This is a genomic window from Ruegeria discodermiae (assembly GCF_030758345.1).
Classification (GTDB): domain Bacteria; phylum Pseudomonadota; class Alphaproteobacteria; order Rhodobacterales; family Rhodobacteraceae; genus Ruegeria_C.
In genome coordinates, this window is the sequence record NZ_JAVAMO010000037.1 from 1 (window position 1) to 18,506 (window position 18,506).

Consider the following 18,506-nt stretch of genomic DNA (forward strand, 5'->3'; position numbering starts at 1 on the left):
TGAATTATTCCTTAAGCGAGTTCAATTCACAGACGCCTCAATTAAGGCGTGTTTATTGCTCCAAACCATCATTCCGCTTGGTTTCAACATAACAAGTGCTTCTAATTTGATTTATTTGTATTTTTTTGAACCCGAGAAGTGTTGTGGAACTTTGACTTGAGGTGCCTCCCGGTGCTGTTGCAGAGCTCTGACTGCGAAGGACCCATATCACGAATCCATGCGAGGAGGCGGGGCATCCACGCGCATCAGCACCCGCGCGAGGGATTGCGCCAGCTACATCGATGCGCTCAGGGGCTTATTGCAAACCCCGGCGTTGATCCATACTCACGCTCTGACTGGGCGCCTCTACCCAGCGAGTTCCGCAAACCAACGGAATCCGTTTGTCAAAGGTCCGAATTGAGCTTTGCGAATCATGCTGGCCGCCTCAGTGGCTGCAAGTGTCGCGGCAGCTGAGGCGAAGCTTTTGAAGCTGAGCATCGGTCGCCTAAGCCTTTTGATGAACCGGTGATCCAGTTCGATCATGTTGCTGAGACACGTCGAGCGGACGGGATCACAGATTGAGGGTCGTGCGCATCTTTGAAGTCGATCACCGGAAGTTCCGAAACTGTGGCACAGACCAGACCCCAGCCGGATCAAACAACACGATGTCACGCCGCGTATTCGGTTAACCGACTTTTACAACCATTTTTCCAAAGTTCCCGCCGGCTAGCAGTTGATTGAAAGCTTCCGGAGCATTTTCCAACCCGTCAACCACATGTTCCTTGTAGTTCACGGAACCGTCTTCGAGCCATCCCGTCATGTCGCGAACAAACTCCTTGTACACTTCGGGGCCGAAACTGTCGTAGATTATGAAACCCTGCATTTTGACCTTCATTCGCAAGACTGTACCGATGACCGCAGGGCCCATATCCGGGCCGTCGGGCAGGCTGGGCAGGTTGTACCACGAGACCACTCCGCAGACGGGTACCCGAGCAAACGGGTTCAAAAGCGGCAATACGGCATAAAGAACCTTGCCGCCCACGTTTTCGAAATACACGTCAATTCCATCCGGGCAAGCCTCGCGCAATTGTGCCGCCAGATCGTCAGATCGGTGGTCCAGACACATGTCAAACCCAAGTTTTTCAACAACATGCGCGCATTTTTCGGAACCGCCCGCGATACCCACCACGCGGCATCCCTTTAGCTTTGCGATCTGACCAACTGTTGCGCCAACCGGACCGGCCGCCGCAGCCACAACAACCGTTTCGCCAGCCTTGGGTTCTCCAATTTTCAGAAGTCCGGCATATGCCGTATAACCTGGCATGCCGAGAACGCCGAGCGCCCAGGATGGGTTCTCAGGGGATTTTCCCAAGTTGACGATCTGGGTCCCATCTGAGACAGCAAAGTCTTGCCACCCGCTTGGGCTTAGCACGTAATCTCCGGCGGCGTACTTTTCTATGTTCGACTTGACCACTTGCCCGACAACCTGACCGGTCATAACACCGCCGATCGGAACAGGTTCGGCATAAGACTTGGCATCATTCATTCGACCGCGCATGTAGGGATCCAGCGACAGGTAGACCGTGCGCACCAGCATCTCTTCCGGGCCGGGCTCAGGAACGCTCGTGGTTTCAAGGCGCAGCGTCTTCTCGTCCGGTTGCCCGTTTGGGCGTTCGGCGAGAACAATACGACGATTGGTGGCGGATGTTTGGGGCATTGTGACCTCCTGAAAAGCGGTTTTTTGCAACAGAGAACGTATTTAGCTGGAGTGCAACAGAACAATGCCAACGGTTGTGAAAGCCGCCTCACCGCCCATTGATACGAGACTTAAGCTACTGGGCCACAAGCGTCGTCAGACTTTGGTCAGCTTGGTCTCACTGCGCAGTTCTTCAGTAAGGATTTTGTCGCACAATCGCGTCGCTTCCGAGGTCACCGCAGCAGCAGCAGCAGCGACACCTGTTCTTAGGCATTCCTCAACCGGCTCTCCTCGCGCCGCCCAAAGTGCGAAACCACCAACAAAGCTGTCTCCGGCGCCTACCGCGCTTACAACTTCAACCTCAGGCGGAACCGCGTGCCAGGCTTCGTCCCCACCAACCAGCACCGAGCCGTCAGTACCGCGCGCCACTACGATCAGCTGCGCAACGCCACCGCTCACCAGTTCGCGCGCAAACGCGGTGGTATCGGCAACAGCAGGTAATTGGCGGCCCGCGAGATCCTCGGCTTCTTCAACATTCATGCGAAGCAAATAAACCGCCTCGCGCGGTGTCTCGGCCAGATGTTTGAGAGCTGGTCCCGAGGTGTCCACGACCAGTCGCGCGTTCCGCCCATCTACATGGCTTGCCAGTATCGATGGGAAATCCTTGGCGACACCCGGGGGTTGGCTTCCAGAAAGCACGACCAGCGATCCCGCGCTGGCTGCCCTGTCTACCGCCACCAGAGCTCTTTCAACATCCTGCTCGTCCCAGACCGGTCCCGGCAGGACAAACCGGTATTGCTTGCCATTGCTTTCGTCGATTACCGATACTGATCGCCGGGTTTCGCCGGGACCTTGAATCGCAACGGTGGAACCACCTTCAAATGCCAACAATTCCAAAAGTTGCGCACCTGTCGGACCCCCAATAGCAATCAGTGTCGTTGCTTCGCCGCCCAACATACGAACGGCTCTGGCTACGTTGATACCCCCACCGCCGGGATCAAACTCGGCTTCAGAGCAGCGAAGCTTTGGACCTGGCAACACGTGCGGAGCAGTCGTTGCGAAATCGACGGTTGGGTTGAGCGTGATCGTCAGAATGGTAGTCATTGCCAAATCACTCTGCCGTGTTAGCGATAACGTTTCATAACATTCCTACCCAACAGATTCATCAGCTTCCACCCTCTTTTCTCAAAAAATCAGTGTGGCGGTACTTAGACGGCACTCAATCGCCGATCCGCAATGCCGTTCAGGTGATGACGCGGGGCGCATAGCACGCCTCGCGTTAGACTCTAACGACCGCCCGCCTTACCGGGCATGTTCATCCGCTTGGCAGCACGCGGCGGCGTCTTCACTCGCAGGTTCCGCGGCAGTTTGGCCTTGGACTTGGCCTTCACTAACTTGGCGGATTTCAGTGTGTCATCCACAGCAGAAGCGGCCCGCCCGAGGGTGGTTTTTGGTGGTTTGAAGGGCATGATGCACCTCATGACAAAAGGAAGCTTAAGTCGCACAGATGCACGACAGCGAGCGCCCATAAGGGGCTAGCGTCGTTTGTCCATTGTCAGAGTCCTCTGCAGGAGTGTTTCAATGCGCAGTCTGCCAATTGAGGCCAGCGCGCGGCGGGATCAGAAAATGTGCTGGTCCATTGTCAGAATCTCCTTTGCGAATGCTGAAAGCGTCTCAGACTATGGAGCATCTGTCAAATTTGATCAATCAACGGGTGCAATTGTTATCAGATGGTCAGCTGTGCGGCCCTAAAACTGCCTTTGCGCCAAAGGCATCGTCGCTGCGGCGCGGCCCAACAAAGGAGGCATTCGCTGCGCCTGCGATAAGACCTTAACCATCAACAATCAGATCGCGAGACTTCCTTGCTTGGTCTGAAACTAAGCATAGATCTCTACCCCGAACGAGCGGAAACGCGTCTCGTTCCAATTTAGCTGTTCCGTTTGACAGACCGCTCAATCCATTGACTATGTGCGCATGACCAAAGCTCAACGACCTCCAAAGCCGAAAACCATTCCCTATCGTCCCGAGCCAAACCGCTATGAGCGGATGGTGTATCGGCGATGTGGGCGATCGGGCATAAAACTCCCCATTGTCAGCCTGGGGCTGTGGCACAATTTTGGCGCCGACTCGGCCCACGAAAACAAACGCGCCATGTGTCGGACCGCGTTTGATCACGGGATCACCCACTTTGATCTGGCGAACAACTATGGACCACCAGCTGGCTCGGCCGAACAGGCATTTGGCGAAATCCTAAAAGCCGATTTCGCGGGTTATAGGGACGAACTGATTATTTCCTCCAAAGCAGGTTACGATATGTGGCCGGGGCCCTACGGAGAATGGGGCTCGCGCAAATACCTCATCGCGTCCTGTGACCAGTCGCTTGCACGCATGGGCCTTGATTATGTCGACATCTTTTATTCCCACCGTTTTGATCCCGATACCCCGCTCGAAGAGACCATGGGCGCGTTGGATCATATAGTGCGATCAGGTCGCGCGCTGTACGCGGGTATTTCGAGCTACAACTCCCAACGCACACGCGAGGCGGTGAAGATTCTCAACGACCTTGGGACGCCTTGTCTGATTCACCAGCCCTCTTACAACCTGCTCAACCGGTGGGTGGAGCGGGACGGTTTGCTCGATACTCTGGACGATCTTGGGGTGGGTTCGATTGCATTCACGCCGCTGGCACAAGGCATTCTGACGTCCAAATATCTGAGTCATATTCCGGAGGGCAGCCGTGCCACGCAGGGAAAATCCCTACTTGACGGCATGATCAACGAGCGGTCTCTGGCAAGTGTCCGCGCTCTGAACGACATGGCCGAGGCGCGAGGGCAGACTCTGGCGCAAATGGCGCTGGCATGGGTACTCAGAGGTGAACGCGTGACGACCGCACTTATTGGTGCGTCTCGACCGGATCAGATCGTCGACTGCGCAGGCGTTGCCGATAACCTCGACTTCAGCGCTGACGAGCTGGCAAGGATCGACGAAATCAGTTCGGAAGAAGATATCAATTTGTGGGCGCGCTCGTCAGAAACGGAATGACCGTCTGTAGACGTGCACAAACCGAGGCCCTGTAGTGCTTGAGATTATTAGGCGATTCAGCTTTTGCGGTTCCGCCAAAACCTATCAAGACTGACCGGCCCTGAGAAAGAAGTCGTCGACGCCGATCAAAGCGATGCCTCGTAAGGTCTACGCTCCACAGAGCGATCTTCCTTGCCAACACCATAGCTGATTGCGCTCGCCGTTTTGCGCTAGCGCTCAAAGTTGGAGGTGCAGCCTCCTGTCGCCAAGCACGCGAAATGCTCCGCGCTTTGAATCTTTTTAGTCGCGGCAGATCTGGGCCTGTGCCACCAACATAGGGATCTGAGTGGCGCCAATCAGTGAGCACAAGACGGAATACCTGTTTTCCGTTGCTCATAGTGTGCCATCGACAGAAAGCGTGCGGGCTTCACCAAAAAACGATTGCAATACAATAGGTTGCGAACTACTGCAACCAACGGATTTGTTCGGGACACGCTTATGCCGACCCGAGCAAGGTTTGGTTCAGGCTCAATGCCATTGCGGACGCACAGGGCTGCCGCTCACCGGCAGTTTTAAAGCCGCCGCCTACAGAATATCGATCGCAGTTTCCAGCCCGGTCAGAGAACTCACTCCTATCAGCGTGATGGTGTTGTCACTTCCGAAATCGAAGATCACATCCGAGCCCACAACGCTGGCGAATCTGTTGACGATCTGCGCCTCGGTCAGGGTACCTGAACCGGACCACATCCCATGGGATAGCTGCAGTCGGTCGCTGTCAGTCAGATCGAAGTCGGTAATCTCATCACTGCCAGTTTGCGCCCCGAAGTAGAACAGGTCCGCGTCAGTGCCACCGGTGAGGATGTCGTTACCGGTCCCACCCCAGATCTCGTCTTTTCCCGCGCCACCATTGGCTTCGTCATTTCCGGCGCCGGCGTAGATCAGATCGTTCCCGTCGCCGCCCTTGATGGTATCGGCCCCATCATTTCCGGAGATCGCATCATCGTCGCCATAGCCGATTAGGCTGTCGGCACCGTCACCCCCATTGATCGTATCGTTGCCGGTATTGCCAATGATGGTGTCGTTTCCGGTGTCTCCCTGAAGCAGATCATTGCCGTTTTCCCCCCTGATACCGTCGTCGCCAGCCCCTCCGTCAAGAGAATCCGCGCCGTCACCGCCCAAAAGGGTATCTGCCGCATCGCCGCCAAGGACGGAATCATCCCCCGACCCGGCGTTAATGAAGTCGGCACCCTGGCCTCCCCAAATGTGATCCTGGCCGTCACCGCCATAGGCCGAGTCATCGCCATCACCGGAATAAATGAAATCGTTGCGCTCGCCTCCCCAAATAGTGTCGGCACCTTCGTTCCCAGAAATCGTATCGTGGCCTTCATGACCGACAAGGCTGTCATCGCCAAGATCACCTTTCAGCGAGTCATCTCCCAGGTTGCCAGTAATGGTATCGTCGCCGTTACCACCATTCAGCACGTCGTTTCCGCTACCGCCGATCAGGCTGTCATTGCCGTCGCCACCATTCAGTTCATCCGCACCGCCTCTGCCGATAAGGGTGTCATTGCCCTGCAGACCCCAGATCCGGTTGTCTCCTGCATCGCCGGACAAATGGTCATCACGGTCTGAACCGGCGAGGTTCTCGATCGAGATATAGACGTCACCAGCCGCATCTCCGGTGTTGTTTGACGCCGAATGCAAATCCGCTGTTACCGCAGCCGTGGCATCCCAATAGGCGGCTGCATCGGTGCCGGAGCCACCATCGAGCGTGTCCGCGCCCGCACGGCCGATCAGCCGGTCATTTCCGTTCCCGCCCGTAAGCAGGTCTGTCCCACCGCGCCCGAACAAGTCGTCATTGGCGTTAAGACCCCACAAGCTGTTGCTCCCCCAGTTGCCGCGCAAAGTGTCGCTATACGCGGATCCGGCAACGTTCTCGATGTAGAGATACACATCGCCTGCCGCCACTCCGCTATTGAGCAGAGCATCCTCTAGGTCCACGACCACGCTGGCAGAGGCATCCCTGTAGTCAACCTCATCGGTGCCACTGCCACCGTTCAACTCGTCCGCACCCGCGCCCCCGATCAGCGTGTCATCGCCGTCCCCGCCCTTGAGCGTATCATTGCCGTCACCGCCTTCGATAGAGTCGTTGTCGTTGAAACCGATCAGGCTGTCATTGCCGAGATCACCATAAATCGTGTCGTTGCCCTTGTTGCCTATGACAGCGTCGTTCCCACCATCGCCATGCATGCTGTCGTTGCCGTCATCGCCACTCATGCTGTCGGCTCCGATGCCGCCATGCATTTCGTCAGCACCATCACCGCCTGACAGCGTATCGTTGCCCCAGCCACCGAGGACTTCATCATCGCCGCTGCCGCCCGAGACTGTGTCGTTACCGTCGCCGCCACCCATATGGTCGGCCCCTTCACCGCCAATGAGACTGTCGTTTCCGCCAAAACCCCAGATGTGGTCGTCACCAATCCAGCCGCTGAGCGTGTCATTCCCATCGTCTCCGGCCAGATAGTCGTTCCCTGAGCCACCCGTCAGGCTGTCATCACCCAGTCCGCCTCGGAGACTATCGTCGCCGTCCCCGCCATAAAGGACATCATCGCCTCCATCCCCGTTCAGCGTGTCATTACCACCATCGCCATTTAGGGTGTCGTCACCTTCGCCACCGTCCACGGAATCTCGTCCATGGGTGTCACTTTGCGCGTTGTCGTGGAAGACATCATTGCCTGCGCCCAGGTAAGCCACATCGCGACCGTTGTCGCCCCATACGGTGTCATTGCCGCTGCCGCCGTGGACGGTATCGTAGCTGGAACCGCTACGAATCTGATCATGACCAAGACCGCTGTAAAGCAGATCGTCCCCTTCGTTGCCCTGCAAGGTATCGTTGCCAGCAGCCCCGTAAGTGGTGTCATTACCGGCCCCCCAAGCAAATGATCCGCGCCGTTCCCGCCTATCAAGCTTTCGTTTCCAGAATAGCCAAGTAGGGAATCAGCCCCGTCACCACCGAATAAGGTATCTGCGCCAGCATTTCCGATTAATAGATCCCCAGCTGAGGTTCCGTGCTCGGCCTTACTATCCGGTTGAATGTACAATAACTCAATCGAGAGCACCTCATAGGCCGCCAGTTCCACGAGGCCCGCCCAAGCGTCAAACGCTGCCCGAGTTTTAAATTCATACGTCGTATACTCGTAACGCTGATTCCAGGTCGCCAAGGACCCGTCAACCACTAACATGCGGGTAACCTGAATTAGCTGAACTGGACCGATATCAAAGTTATCGAGATCAATTTCGATACTTTGGGTGGTTTCCGCCGTTGAGGTCACATATAGAATGCGCGCATCGATACTACCAAATCCATAGTAGTTGAGATCGCGATGTCCGTCCTGATCAACATCCTGGTTGACGTTAATATCTAAAGCCTGAAATCCCAGCAACCTATCTGACAGGAAATCGATCAGATCACGAGGAATTCTGTGGACGTTCTGATATCCTGACCAGCTATTATATGTGCCATCGCGAACAGCCCAAAAATGAGCAAGATCAACGCCGTTACTAACAATATTGTGAAACATGTCCAAAAGGAGATCTGCCGACTTCTTCCCCCCGTACTGCCTCTCTAAGGAAACGCCTCCTGATTTGCGGGCGGCATTCCATTCGGTCGCCCAAAAATCATTATTCGTGCCTAAGTTCGTATTTAGGTTCTGAAGGTTTTCAAAATGATTGCGAGTTGACGGATCGACGGTGTCGTCCGTATTGCCGACATAAAAGTGAAAGGTGAAGGCATCCACTTCAGCCAACAAGCCTGCATCAAAGTGAGTCTTGAGAGCATCACTATACGCAGTTTGTCTGCTACCATTTGGAGTTGACCATACATAAAGTAGTTGAATGCCAATATCTGGATCTGTCCGCGTGTAATCGGAATTAGCTATTTCATCACTGACCCAGGCTGTCATGTTTGCGGCTAGTTCTGCATATGCATTGATGTAGACCTCATTGCTCACACCGTGATGGATAGGATCCATATCGTGATCATTTTCAGCCAGTACATCCCATTCATTTCCCAACTCGAACCCATCGACGCTGACACCTAATTCTTCCGCGCTCAGCAGCACGGCACTTACGTAAGCTCTGATTTCCAATTGCGCCTGTGATAAGTCGGTTGTATTTGGATTTCCGTCCGAACTCAAGTAACGCCAAGTTGGCAAGATAAACGTTACCGACCAATTGTTTTCGCTTGCCTCAACAAGAAACCTACGTGTGGTGCTATTCAGCGGCAGATTGCCATTGGCATCTACAGAAATATCAAGCAACTGCGCAGTTACATCACCGCTGGAGTTCGTAAGTGGTTTTTCAGCCAGAGAGCCTCCGGGAAACTGAGTCTTAACACTACTAATGCCGTTTAGAACGTCCTGAGTGATTTCCTCAAATAACTGCTTACCGAGGTTAGGGTCTTCGAGATCTAGGGTGTCCAAGTCTCTATGTGGCTGATAGTTTACGCCAAGATGACCAGCACCAATTGTCGAGGACCCGATTGTTTCATTTACTGCCGAGGAAAATGAGATTCTCATCAGGTCATTACACCCTAGTTGAAAGTTCTTATGTAACTTCTAGTTGCAAGTAAACCATTGGTAAAGCCGCGAGCTATAGTCGGCATGTCGCACCTTCGCGCGATTTCATCCATCCGGAACTTGGTCTGTTACACCACTTGGGAAGGTTCAATGGATGACTTCAGATGTGCACACCACCCACGATCGGTCACGCTGTTCGCGGTCTATTTCTACGTTCGATACGGCGTCTCATTCCGTGAACTGGAAGAGATCATAGCGTAGCGTCTTCTAGGCAGAGACACCCGGTCGCGCAGATGTGGTTCCTTGGATTTTGTCTGCTGGGCGCATCAGCTGGCGTCGCGCAACCCTGTTGTAACTTTTTGCATTGCTAGAATAAGTGCATCACGTTTGGCTGAAAGCTCCGCTGCTGTTTGACCCTGTGCAGCGTCGCTGACGCCAGCGACCAATGTCTGCACTACCTCATCGTTCAGGTGAATCCGGCCCAGATCATCCCACCAGCCATTGAACGTGTCGGTGAAGTGATCGCAGAAAGCCTGTAAACCGCCTTCGCCCGCGCCTAAATTGAACAGCATGGTAGGACCCATCGCCGCCCATCTCAGACCGGGCCCCGCCCAAACCGCCTTGTCGACATCTTCGACACTCGCGACACCCTCTATCACAAGACTGATCGCTTCGCGCCAGATGGCGGCCTGCAGGCGATTGGCAACGTGGCCCGGCTTTTCTTTACTGACCCGGATTGTGACCTTGCCCACGGCCTCATAGAACCGTTCGGCCTCTTCCACAGCACTGGCATCGGTTCGATCGTTCCCCATCACCTCGACCAACGGAATAAGATGCGGCGGGTTGAAGGGATGGCCCAATACAAAGCGTGCGGGATTGTCCCAACCAACCTGCATCTGGCTGAGTGTCAGTCCCGAGGCCGAGCTTGCAACGATGGCGTGTGGCTTCAGAGCCGGTTCAATCTCGGCAAAAGTGGCGTGTTTGATCGCCACCCGCTCCGGCACATTTTCCTGCACAAAATCAGCGCCCTCAACGGCGGCGGCAGCGCTGTCACAGAAACTAATTGCCTCGGGATTGCCGTAGGTCGTCAGACCCAGTTCGGTCAGAGTCGGCCAAGCCATCTCGACATAGTCGCGCACGGCCTTTTCTGCGGTTGGGGCCGGGTCGAACACCGAAACCGACCGGCCAGAGGCGAGAAACAAAGCAGCCCAGCTGGCACCAATAACGCCGCCGCCAAGACAAGCAGTCTGTGCAAACTCAACCATCAAAACAATCCCGGATTAAGGGGGGATGCGGCTGTCATGCCACCATCCACCGTGAAACATTCTCCACTTACATAAACCGCATCGTCCGAGGCCAACCACGACACCATACTGGCAATGTCCGAGGGCTGACCGAAACGCCCCACCGGATGGCGCGCAAGCGCATCGGCCATGGCCTTCTCGGGATCGTTTGCCAGTGCGAACCCGTCCTCGGCCATTTCTGTCATGATCCAGCCCGGTCGGATCGCGTTGCAACGCACCTTGGGTCCGTGATCAACCGCGATGGAGCGGGTCAGCCCATGGACCCAAGCCTTTGACGCATTATAAAGCGCCATCGACGGGTCAGCCACCATCCCCGAGATCGAACCGATATTGATGATATTGCCGCCATGCTCGGCCATATCCAGCAATGCCACACGGCACATGTTGAACACCCCTTTGCAATTGACGTTCATCACCAGATCCCAGTCGTCATCGTCACTCTCCGCGACGGTCTTTTCGACCTGAACACCGGCGTTATTGACCAGGAGGATCACACGACCGAACGCATCGTTCGCGGCCTTGATCAGCGCCGCAGCATCGCCGGTTTTCGACACATCCGCCGTGACCCACGCAACAGCCTCTGGCAGGTCGTCGGGCCGCGCTCCGCGTCCACAGGTGACCACCTCATATCCATCGGCAAGCAGCCGATCCACAATGGCGCGGCCAATGCCACGGCTGCCGCCTGTTACAATCGCACACTTATCCATGGGCGATCATCACATGTCTGACGGCGGTATAAGCGTCCAGGGCAAACACGCTCATGTCGCAGCCTGTGCCGGAGGATTTCATCGCGGCCCAGGGCATTTCCGGGGTCGCGACACCATGGGTATTCACCCATGTAAAGCCACAGCGCATCTTTGCAGACATCCGCATCGCGCGCCCTGTGTTCTGGGTCCAAACCGACGAGGCCAGACCAAACGGGCCGGTATTTGCAACCTTCAGCGCCTCTTCCTCATCGCTAAAGCGCGAGATGGTGACAACCGGACCAAAGATTTCGTTGCAGAACACCTCGGCATCGTGTGGCACATTTGTCAGGACCGTGGGCTCGTAGAAAAAGCCGGGTCCGTCGATTATTCTGCCACCGGTCGCAACCTCGCAGGTCTCACGCGCGCGAACGACGAATCCAGCGACGGTGTTGCGCTGCGCTGCCGAGATGATCGGACCCATTTCGGTACCCTCAGCCTTTTGCGCGCCGACCTTGATCTGGCTGACCTGATCCAGCACGGCGGACACCACCTTGTCATAGATCGCATCCGCGACCAACAAGCGACAGGGTTGCGCGCAGTCTTGCCCTGCGTTGAAGAACGATCCATAGCGCACGGTTTCGGCCACTGCGTCAATGTCGGCATCCTCGAACACAATCACTGGCGCCTTGCCACCCAGTTCCAGATGAACGTGGCGAATCTGGCGCGCGGCCGCCTTCATCGCCTCAGCACCGGTCGCGTTTGAACCCGTGATCGAGATTGCCTCGATACGCGGGTCGTTGATCATCTGGTTGCCGACCTCCCGGCCCGAGCCGTGCAGCACATTCACTACACCTTTGGGCGCGACTCCGGCGATCAGTTCAGCGGCTTTCAGCGTTGACAGCGGGGTCAACTGCGAAGGTTTGAGCGTCACCGGGCAGCCGGCGGCCAATGGAGCCGCAAGCTTCCACGCCGCCATCATCAGCGGATAGTTCCAGGGCGCGATGGCCGCCACCGGGCCAACCGGATCCTTGCGGATCATGCTGGTATGCCCTGGTACGTATTCTCCGGCGGCCACACCCGTCATCGTGCGCGCCGCACCGGCAAAAAAGCGGAATGTATCCAGCGTCAGCGGCGTTTCGTCGTTCAGAGCTGAAGGCCAGGGTTTGCCGGCATCCAGGCTTTCCAGCTCGGCCAATTCTTCGATATTCTCCGCCAGAACGTTGGCAATATCGGTCAGGAGTTCCGAGCGTTCAGCTGGGCTGGTCTGCCCGAAACTGTCAAATGCCTCATGCGCGGCGGCGGCGGCTGCATCGGCCTGTTCTGCTGTCGCGGCTTTTATGGCGCAGATTTCTTCGCCCGTGGCCGGGTTCAGAATGGCGACGGCGTCACCGCCGCCTTCAACCAATTCGCCGTTGATCAACATTTTCGTTTGCATGCTTCCCCCTCAGAATGCGACCTGATCGCTGCCCTTCAGAGCCAACCGTTCGCGCGCCTCTGCGGGGGTCGCGACCTTGAGGCCCAGGTTTTCGATAATGTTGCGGATCTTCTGCACCTGCTCCGCATTGGACACGGCCTTTTCACCAGGACCGATATAGAGGCTGTCTTCCAGACCCACGCGCAGGTTGCCGCCCAGCAATGCGCTTTGCGTGGCGAACGACATCTGGTGCCGACCTGCCGCCAGAACCGACCATTCGTAGTCCTCGCCGAACAATTTGTTGGCGATAGTGTGCATGTGCATGAGGTTGTCCAGATCGGCCCCGACACCGCCCAGAATACCAAAGACCATCTGCACAAAGATCGGCCCGTCAATCCAACCCTGATCGCGAATCCAGGCTAGATTGTAGAGGTGGCCCAAATCATAGCATTCGAACTCAAACTTAGTGCCGTGACCCTCGCCCAGTTCCTTCAGGCAGTATTCGATATCAGCGAAGGTGTTGCGGAAAATGAAGTCCCGCGTCATGTCGAGGAATTCCGGCTCCCATGCATGCTTCCAGTTCGAATACTTGTCCGTCATCGGGAAGATACCCAAATTCATCGACCCGATATTCATGCTGGCCATTTCCGGGCTGGTCCTGATGGCGGCGCGCAGCCGCTCCTCGCGCGTCATGCCCAGACCGCCGCCGGTCGAAACATTCATGACAGCGTCGGTGGCCTGTTTGATGCGAGGCAGAAACTCCATAAACAGATCCGGGTTGGGATCGGGCTTGCCGGTCTCGGGGTCGCGCGCATGCAAATGGATGATCGACGCCCCGGCTTCTGCGGCCTCGATCGACGCGGTGGCAATCTCACTCGGTGTGATCGGCAGATGCTCGGACATGGTCGGAGTGTGAATGCCGCCGGTTGGGGCGCAGGTGATAATGACGGATTTCTGTTTGGCCATGTCGCGCCTCCCTAGAGCTTCATTTGCTGGACTTGCGCCGACAGGCCGCCATCCAGAACCCAAAGCTGACCTGAGGCATAGCGTGCTTCGTCCGAGGCCAGCCAGTTCACGAGATTGGCGATGTCTTCGGGAGTGCCGTAGCTGCGCATCGGGTGGACGTCGCGCACCGCCTGCTGCAACTCGTCGATTGACTTCCCACCGCCGCCCGAGCCTTCACCGGTGAAAAAGCTCTGTAGCATCGGCGTATCGATGTAACCGGGGCAGATCGCGTTCACGCGGATGCCTTCGGGGCCATGATCGCAGGCCATGGCGCGGGTCAGCGCATGCACGGCACCTTTGGTTGCGCAATAGGCCGCGAGGCCCGGATCGGCAATAAACCCGTCATATGAGCCAAAATTGATGATCGACGCACTGTTGCCAGATTTAGCAGCCTCGCGCATCAGCGGCAGCGCATGTTTCGATGTGAGGAAAGTACCGGTACAGTTCACCGCAAAAGACTGGTTCCATTCCTCAAGAGTGGTCTCCTCGATGGTCTTTTCGATCTCGATGCCTGCCGCGTTAACGAGGATGTCAAGCTTGCCGCAATCGGTTTGAACCTGCCCCATCGCGGCCCTTACGACGCCTTCGTCAGCCACGTTCATTTTGATGAAACGGCTGCCGTCATCATCATGTTCGGCCAACGACCCCTCCTCGCTCAAATCAGCGGCATAAACCGTGGCCCCTTCGCGCAGAAAACGCGCCACAATCGCGCGGCCGATCCCACCCCGCCCGCCCGTGACAAGCGCAACCTTTCCCTGAAGCATCATCTTTTTGGTCCTTCTTTGAGGGGTGGAAAGCGGAAACGGGCTGCTGCCACGGGCCAGTCCATGTTGTTGCGTACATATTGTTGCGCCGCGTCCGAGGGCGGGTTGTAGTCCCATGCCTCGCCCGCCCCGGCCTCCATCGCGGCATGCAGGGCGCGGCGTGATTTTTGTGTGGCTATGATGTCGTTGCGCAGTCTTTCATTATCCCAGCGTCGGGCGATTTCTGCCGCAAATGCGGCGGCAGCATCAGCATAGGCCGGATCGCTCGCGACATTTGTCGTTTCCAGCGGATCTTTCGCCAAATCATAAAGCTGCGCCGGGTCAGCATTACAGTGAATGTATTTCAGCGGCCCGCGGCGTATCATGAACACCGGACAAGGCGTCATTTCCGCACAATATTCGCCAATAGCCTCATCCACCGGGTCGTTGTCGCCCCGCGCCAGCGGCATCAGACTGCGACCATCCACGGGTTCACCCAGGATCGAGCCATCGCCGCCACCGATATCCACGAGTGTTGGCAGAATGTCGACAAGCGAACAGGCATTGGCAGCCGTCCCCTGAACAACACCCGGACCAGCCATGATCAGTGGCACCCGAGCCGAGGGTTCAAAGAAGTTCATCTTGTACCACAGACCACGCTCGCCCAGCATATCGCCGTGATCCGCAGTGACTATGACAATGGTGTTTTCCAACTCGCCCATATCCTCAAGCGTCTTGACGATTTTGCCGACCTGGCTGTCGAAGAAGCTCACATTGGCTAGATAGGCGCGGCGCGCGCGCCGCACTTCTTCTTCGCTCAGAGGCACATAGCTCGCCTCGATCCCGTCCATCACCCGGCGCGAGAACGGATCCTGTTCGTCGGGCGACAGCACAAATTCGGGCATGTCAATCTCGTCATCCGAGTAGAGATTCCACCATTCAGGCTGCGCCACATAAGGGTCGTGAGGGTGAATGAAGCTGGCCACCATGGCGAACGGCGCATCATCGCCAGCGGCACGATCGCGGCCCCGATCGATCAGCCAGCGCCGGGCAGCAAACCCAACTTCATCGTCATAGTCGGTCTGGAACGTGGCAATGGCGACCCCGCTTTCCTTGACCGTCTGCATGTCGTGATACCATTTGTCTATACGCTCGTCAGGGGCCTCCCAATCGGGCGTCCAGGCAAAATCAGAGGGGTAGATATCGGTGGTGACACGATCCTGAAAGCCGTGTTTCTGATCGGGACCAACAAAGTGCATCTTACCGGACAGACAGGTGCGGTACCCCAGTGTTTTCAGATAGTGAGCAAATGTCGGCACCGTTGCCTTGAATTCAGAGGCATTGTCATAGGCCGCAATCCGGCTGATCAACTGCCCCGACATGAACGCAAAGCGCGACGGGGCACATAGTGGCGAGTTGCAATAGGCCGCATCAAAACGCATGCCACGCGTGGCCAGCGCGTCTATGTGCGGAGTTTTGGCGACCTTGTGGCCATAAGCGCCGCAATAATGCGGTGCGAGTTGATCGGCCATAACGATAACAATGTTTGGTGTATCTGGCATGACGTTTCCTCCTCTTAAGCCAACGCGATTCAAAACCACCTAGGAGGAAGGGGGTGGTTCAAACCGTGTCGACTTAATTTCCGGCACCACCAGAGAACAGAAAACGCTCATTCAGCGGCCGCTCTGTAGGCATCAAGGACCAAACCGTGGAAGTGATGCACCGCATGTTCTGACTTTCCGGAACCGGAAGGGTCGTTCACGATGCGACCTTGCGTAAAGGCCGGCGTGTTCATGCCACGCTGCACGCTTTCTACCAGGCTGATGTCCTCGACCTGCAGAACTTCATCGAGGTAGCGCATTGCATCCAATTCCATCGCGTCAGGCTCGGGCGTTTCCAAGAAGAAGTCGTAGGTTTCCAGCGTGCGGTCAGGTCCGATTGGGATGACATTTAGCACGATCATCGACGAACGACCCGGATAACGCATAAGACAGGTCGTGGGCCACAACCACCAAACGGCATGCGTACGCACCGTTGCGTTTGACACATCATAGGCACTGTTGGCGCCTTTGCCCGCTTCGGCCATGTGACTGGAATAGATATCGTAAGTGGTCACCTTATAGGTATCCATATCGACCAAATCGCAAAAATCCTTATGCGCGGTCGGGCAGTGGTAGCACTCGAGGAAGTTGTCGACGACATTCTTCCAGTTCGACTTGATGTCGTAGGTCAGGCGCTTGCCGAATGTCAGATTTTCGATGTCTGGCGCCCAATGGCGGATTTCGGTTTCGAGATTGCCGGATTGCGCGCGCAGTGAGATCGCATTCGGGTCCAGATTAACAAACACGAAACCCGCGAATTCTTCGACCTGAACCTGATCAAGGCAGATCTCTTTTGGCACAAAGTTCTCCAGATGCTCGGTCTCAGGGGCACGTACAAGCTGCCCATCCAGTTTGTAGACCCAGGCGTGATAGGGGCACATGATACGTGTCGTATTGCCTTCACCCGATAACAACTCATGCGCACGGTGCTTGCAGACGTTGTAGAAGGCGCGGAGCTGACTCTCACGATCGCGGACGACGGCAATCGGGTGACCAGCAATGTCCATCGTTGTGAAAGATCCCGGCTCACGCACCTTCTCGACATGGCAAACCCATTGCCAAGTCCTAGCCAGAATAGCCTGCTGATCTGCAACGAACCATTCTGCCTGCGTATAAGCATCCGCCTTCAAGGACAGCGAATTCCCTTCATCCGTAGAATAGCCCTGACCGATTGAGGCAAACTGTGCTTGGGATGGCAGTTCCGCCATGGTGATCCTCTTTGTTGCAAAAAGCGGGTGGGCGCCTCTGGCTGCCGAGTATCCCGATTTTGCCAAAAAGAACCGACAAGCACTTTACATAACTCGCCGCTCATTGGCCTTTTATGGCCTCAATCGTTGTTGTTGCGTTTTCGGTGCATCGGCCAGGCGCGAAACTCGAACGGTATGCGCCCTTCGATCCTGTCCTTTATCGGAGGCAACCCAAAGCGCTCCCTGTAGGCGCGACTGAAATGCACCTGGCTTGAGAACCCGCAGGCATAGGCGATCTCGGACATCGGCAGCGTCGTCTGAGTGACAAGTCCCCGTGCGCGGTCCAGACGGATATCACGATAATAGAGAACGGGCGTCTTCCTAAGATACTGTGCGAACAGGCGGCTTAGCTGTCTTTGGGAAATCTGTGCCACCTCACAAATCCCCTTTATCGGAAGGGGATCTTCAAGGTTGTCCTCCATAGCCTTAATGGCTTTTTTAACTTTACCGGGAACTTTCGCACCCAATGGCTCAACAGATTGTGGATTTTGTGGCATTCCGCGTTCGCGCATGCGGGGGTGGAACACATATCGGGCAGCGGCGTTTGCCACTGCATTCCCGTGAATCCCCCGAAGAATCTGTAGAGCAAAGTCAAAGCTCGCTGAGCCACCACAACAAGTAATCCGGTCTTCATCGAACTCAAAAAGCGCCTCGGTACACTCCACTTCGGGATAAAGTTCTCGAAAAGCGTCTATGTGTTCGTAGTGAACCGTCGCGCGCCGGTTGTCGAGCAAGCCTGCTGCGGCGAGGATAAATGCGCCAGTATCAATACCTCCGATTGTGGTGTTTTGCCGGGAAGCCTGTCGCAGTAATGCCTGAATATCCGATGAACCATGTGCTTCCGGCGTCCAACTCGATGACACGATCAAGAAGTCTACTGGCTTTGTGGGCGCCTCCCTCAAGCTGCTGGTCTCGATGCTCACACCATTGCTCGCGACACAAACCCCGCCTGCCTCGGATACCAAGTCCCAGCTATAGTTTGTCATGCCCTCAAGGTAGTTCGCTGCCCTAAACGGATCCACGAACCCCATGGTCGCTGCCATGTTGAAGCTGGGGGTAACAATGATCCGAATGTGGATCGAACGAGATGAATTTGTCATCATTCTGACCGGTTACGTAAAAATGAAGGCTGAAATAATTAACGCGACCCTGCGGCTTCTACAACAATCCATGAAATCACCATGATGGGTCCTGGACAAGGGGAAGCTCAACCAGCAGTGAGATATGACGCCC

General features: G+C 56.0%; 13 protein-coding genes and 2 pseudogenes. 2 read left to right on the forward strand and 13 right to left on the reverse strand.

The window, feature by feature from the left end:
* Positions 1 to 664: 664 nt before the first annotated feature.
* The 3 genes from curA to Q5Y75_RS27735 form a co-directional block, all read right to left on the reverse strand.
* Positions 665 to 1,696: an NADPH-dependent curcumin/dihydrocurcumin reductase gene (curA, locus tag Q5Y75_RS27725; protein WP_306203517.1), complete on the reverse strand. Its 1,032-nt coding sequence runs from the start codon at positions 1,694 to 1,696 to the stop codon at positions 665 to 667.
* A gap of 135 nt (positions 1,697 to 1,831) precedes the next feature.
* Positions 1,832 to 2,779 carry a 1-phosphofructokinase family hexose kinase gene (locus tag Q5Y75_RS27730; protein WP_306203518.1) on the reverse strand — a complete coding sequence of 316 codons (948 nt, stop codon included), beginning with the start codon at positions 2,777 to 2,779 and terminating at the stop codon, positions 1,832 to 1,834.
* A gap of 182 nt (positions 2,780 to 2,961) precedes the next feature.
* Positions 2,962 to 3,144: a hypothetical protein gene (locus tag Q5Y75_RS27735; protein ID WP_306203519.1), complete on the reverse strand. Its 183-nt coding sequence runs from the start codon at positions 3,142 to 3,144 to the stop codon at positions 2,962 to 2,964.
* Between the two features lie 505 nt (positions 3,145 to 3,649).
* Here Q5Y75_RS27735 and mgrA point away from each other — a divergent pair.
* Complete coding sequence (gene mgrA, locus Q5Y75_RS27740) at positions 3,650 to 4,717, forward strand: L-glyceraldehyde 3-phosphate reductase (protein WP_306203520.1); 1,068 nt, start codon at positions 3,650 to 3,652, stop codon at positions 4,715 to 4,717.
* A gap of 564 nt (positions 4,718 to 5,281) precedes the next feature.
* Here mgrA and Q5Y75_RS27745 read toward each other — a convergent pair.
* Together Q5Y75_RS27745 and Q5Y75_RS27750 are read right to left on the reverse strand one after the other, a co-directional pair.
* On the reverse strand, positions 5,282 to 7,582 hold the full coding sequence (locus Q5Y75_RS27745) for a calcium-binding protein (protein ID WP_306203521.1): 2,301 nt from the start codon (positions 7,580 to 7,582) through the stop codon (positions 5,282 to 5,284).
* Positions 7,583 to 7,680: 98 nt separating this feature from the next.
* Positions 7,681 to 9,273: pseudogene (locus Q5Y75_RS27750) on the reverse strand (hypothetical protein); the annotation flags it as partial.
* 150 nt (positions 9,274 to 9,423) lie between these two features.
* On the opposite strand from Q5Y75_RS27750, the pseudogene Q5Y75_RS27755 reads away from it, so the two are divergent.
* Positions 9,424 to 9,531, forward strand: a pseudogene (locus tag Q5Y75_RS27755) (IS6 family transposase); the annotation flags it as partial.
* A gap of 68 nt (positions 9,532 to 9,599) precedes the next feature.
* On the opposite strand, the gene Q5Y75_RS27760 reads toward Q5Y75_RS27755, so the two are convergent.
* The 8 genes from Q5Y75_RS27760 to Q5Y75_RS27795 all read right to left on the reverse strand — a co-directional run bounded on the left by Q5Y75_RS27760 (position 9,600) and on the right by Q5Y75_RS27795 (position 18,373).
* Positions 9,600 to 10,538, reverse strand: coding sequence for a 3-hydroxyacyl-CoA dehydrogenase NAD-binding domain-containing protein (locus Q5Y75_RS27760; RefSeq protein ID WP_306203522.1), 939 nt, complete (start codon positions 10,536 to 10,538; stop codon positions 9,600 to 9,602).
* Entirely contained in the window at positions 10,538 to 11,284 is a 747-nt protein-coding gene (locus Q5Y75_RS27765) for an SDR family NAD(P)-dependent oxidoreductase (RefSeq protein WP_306203523.1), read from the reverse strand. Before Q5Y75_RS27765 ends, Q5Y75_RS27760 begins: the two co-directional genes overlap by 1 nt.
* A complete protein-coding gene (locus tag Q5Y75_RS27770) occupies positions 11,277 to 12,698 on the reverse strand; it encodes an aminobutyraldehyde dehydrogenase (protein ID WP_306203524.1) in 1,422 nt (473 codons plus the stop codon). The genes Q5Y75_RS27765 and Q5Y75_RS27770 overlap by 8 nt, the downstream gene beginning before the upstream one ends.
* 9 nt (positions 12,699 to 12,707) lie before the next feature.
* Positions 12,708 to 13,643 carry a 3,5-dioxohexanoate:acetyl-CoA acetone transferase gene (gene kce, locus Q5Y75_RS27775; protein WP_306203525.1) on the reverse strand — a complete coding sequence of 312 codons (936 nt, stop codon included), beginning with the start codon at positions 13,641 to 13,643 and terminating at the stop codon, positions 12,708 to 12,710.
* 11 nt (positions 13,644 to 13,654) lie between these two features.
* Positions 13,655 to 14,449 (reverse strand): SDR family NAD(P)-dependent oxidoreductase, encoded by a 795-nt coding sequence (locus Q5Y75_RS27780; protein ID WP_306203527.1) that lies wholly within the window; start codon positions 14,447 to 14,449, stop codon positions 13,655 to 13,657.
* Positions 14,446 to 15,987: a choline-sulfatase gene (gene betC / locus Q5Y75_RS27785; protein WP_306203528.1), complete on the reverse strand. Its 1,542-nt coding sequence runs from the start codon at positions 15,985 to 15,987 to the stop codon at positions 14,446 to 14,448. The genes Q5Y75_RS27780 and betC overlap by 4 nt, the downstream gene beginning before the upstream one ends.
* Positions 15,988 to 16,094: 107 nt before the next feature.
* Positions 16,095 to 17,234, reverse strand: a complete 1,140-nt coding sequence (locus Q5Y75_RS27790) for an aromatic ring-hydroxylating oxygenase subunit alpha (RefSeq protein WP_306203529.1) — start codon at positions 17,232 to 17,234, stop codon at positions 16,095 to 16,097.
* A gap of 119 nt (positions 17,235 to 17,353) precedes the next feature.
* A complete protein-coding gene (locus tag Q5Y75_RS27795) occupies positions 17,354 to 18,373 on the reverse strand; it encodes a GlxA family transcriptional regulator (protein WP_306203531.1) in 1,020 nt (339 codons plus the stop codon).
* Between the last annotated feature and the right edge of the window lie 133 nt (positions 18,374 to 18,506).

What these genes read in the sequence shown, in the direction of transcription:
- curA (WP_306203517.1), bottom strand. Translation starts at nt 1,696, where the DNA reads ATGCCCCAAACATCCGCCACCAATCGTCGTATTGTTCTCGCCGAACGC.
- Q5Y75_RS27730 (WP_306203518.1), bottom strand. Translation starts at nt 2,779, where the DNA reads ATGACTACCATTCTGACGATCACGCTCAACCCAACCGTCGATTTCGCA.
- Q5Y75_RS27735 (WP_306203519.1), bottom strand. Translation starts at nt 3,144, where the DNA reads ATGCCCTTCAAACCACCAAAAACCACCCTCGGGCGGGCCGCTTCTGCT.
- mgrA (WP_306203520.1), top strand. Translation starts at nt 3,650, where the DNA reads ATGACCAAAGCTCAACGACCTCCAAAGCCGAAAACCATTCCCTATCGT.
- Q5Y75_RS27760 (WP_306203522.1), bottom strand. Translation starts at nt 10,538, where the DNA reads ATGGTTGAGTTTGCACAGACTGCTTGTCTTGGCGGCGGCGTTATTGGT.
- Q5Y75_RS27765 (WP_306203523.1), bottom strand. Translation starts at nt 11,284, where the DNA reads ATGGATAAGTGTGCGATTGTAACAGGCGGCAGCCGTGGCATTGGCCGC.
- Q5Y75_RS27770 (WP_306203524.1), bottom strand. Translation starts at nt 12,698, where the DNA reads ATGCAAACGAAAATGTTGATCAACGGCGAATTGGTTGAAGGCGGCGGT.
- kce (WP_306203525.1), bottom strand. Translation starts at nt 13,643, where the DNA reads ATGGCCAAACAGAAATCCGTCATTATCACCTGCGCCCCAACCGGCGGC.
- Q5Y75_RS27780 (WP_306203527.1), bottom strand. Translation starts at nt 14,449, where the DNA reads ATGATGCTTCAGGGAAAGGTTGCGCTTGTCACGGGCGGGCGGGGTGGG.
- betC (WP_306203528.1), bottom strand. Translation starts at nt 15,987, where the DNA reads ATGCCAGATACACCAAACATTGTTATCGTTATGGCCGATCAACTCGCA.
- Q5Y75_RS27790 (WP_306203529.1), bottom strand. Translation starts at nt 17,234, where the DNA reads ATGGCGGAACTGCCATCCCAAGCACAGTTTGCCTCAATCGGTCAGGGC.
- Q5Y75_RS27795 (WP_306203531.1), bottom strand. Translation starts at nt 18,373, where the DNA reads ATGACAAATTCATCTCGTTCGATCCACATTCGGATCATTGTTACCCCC.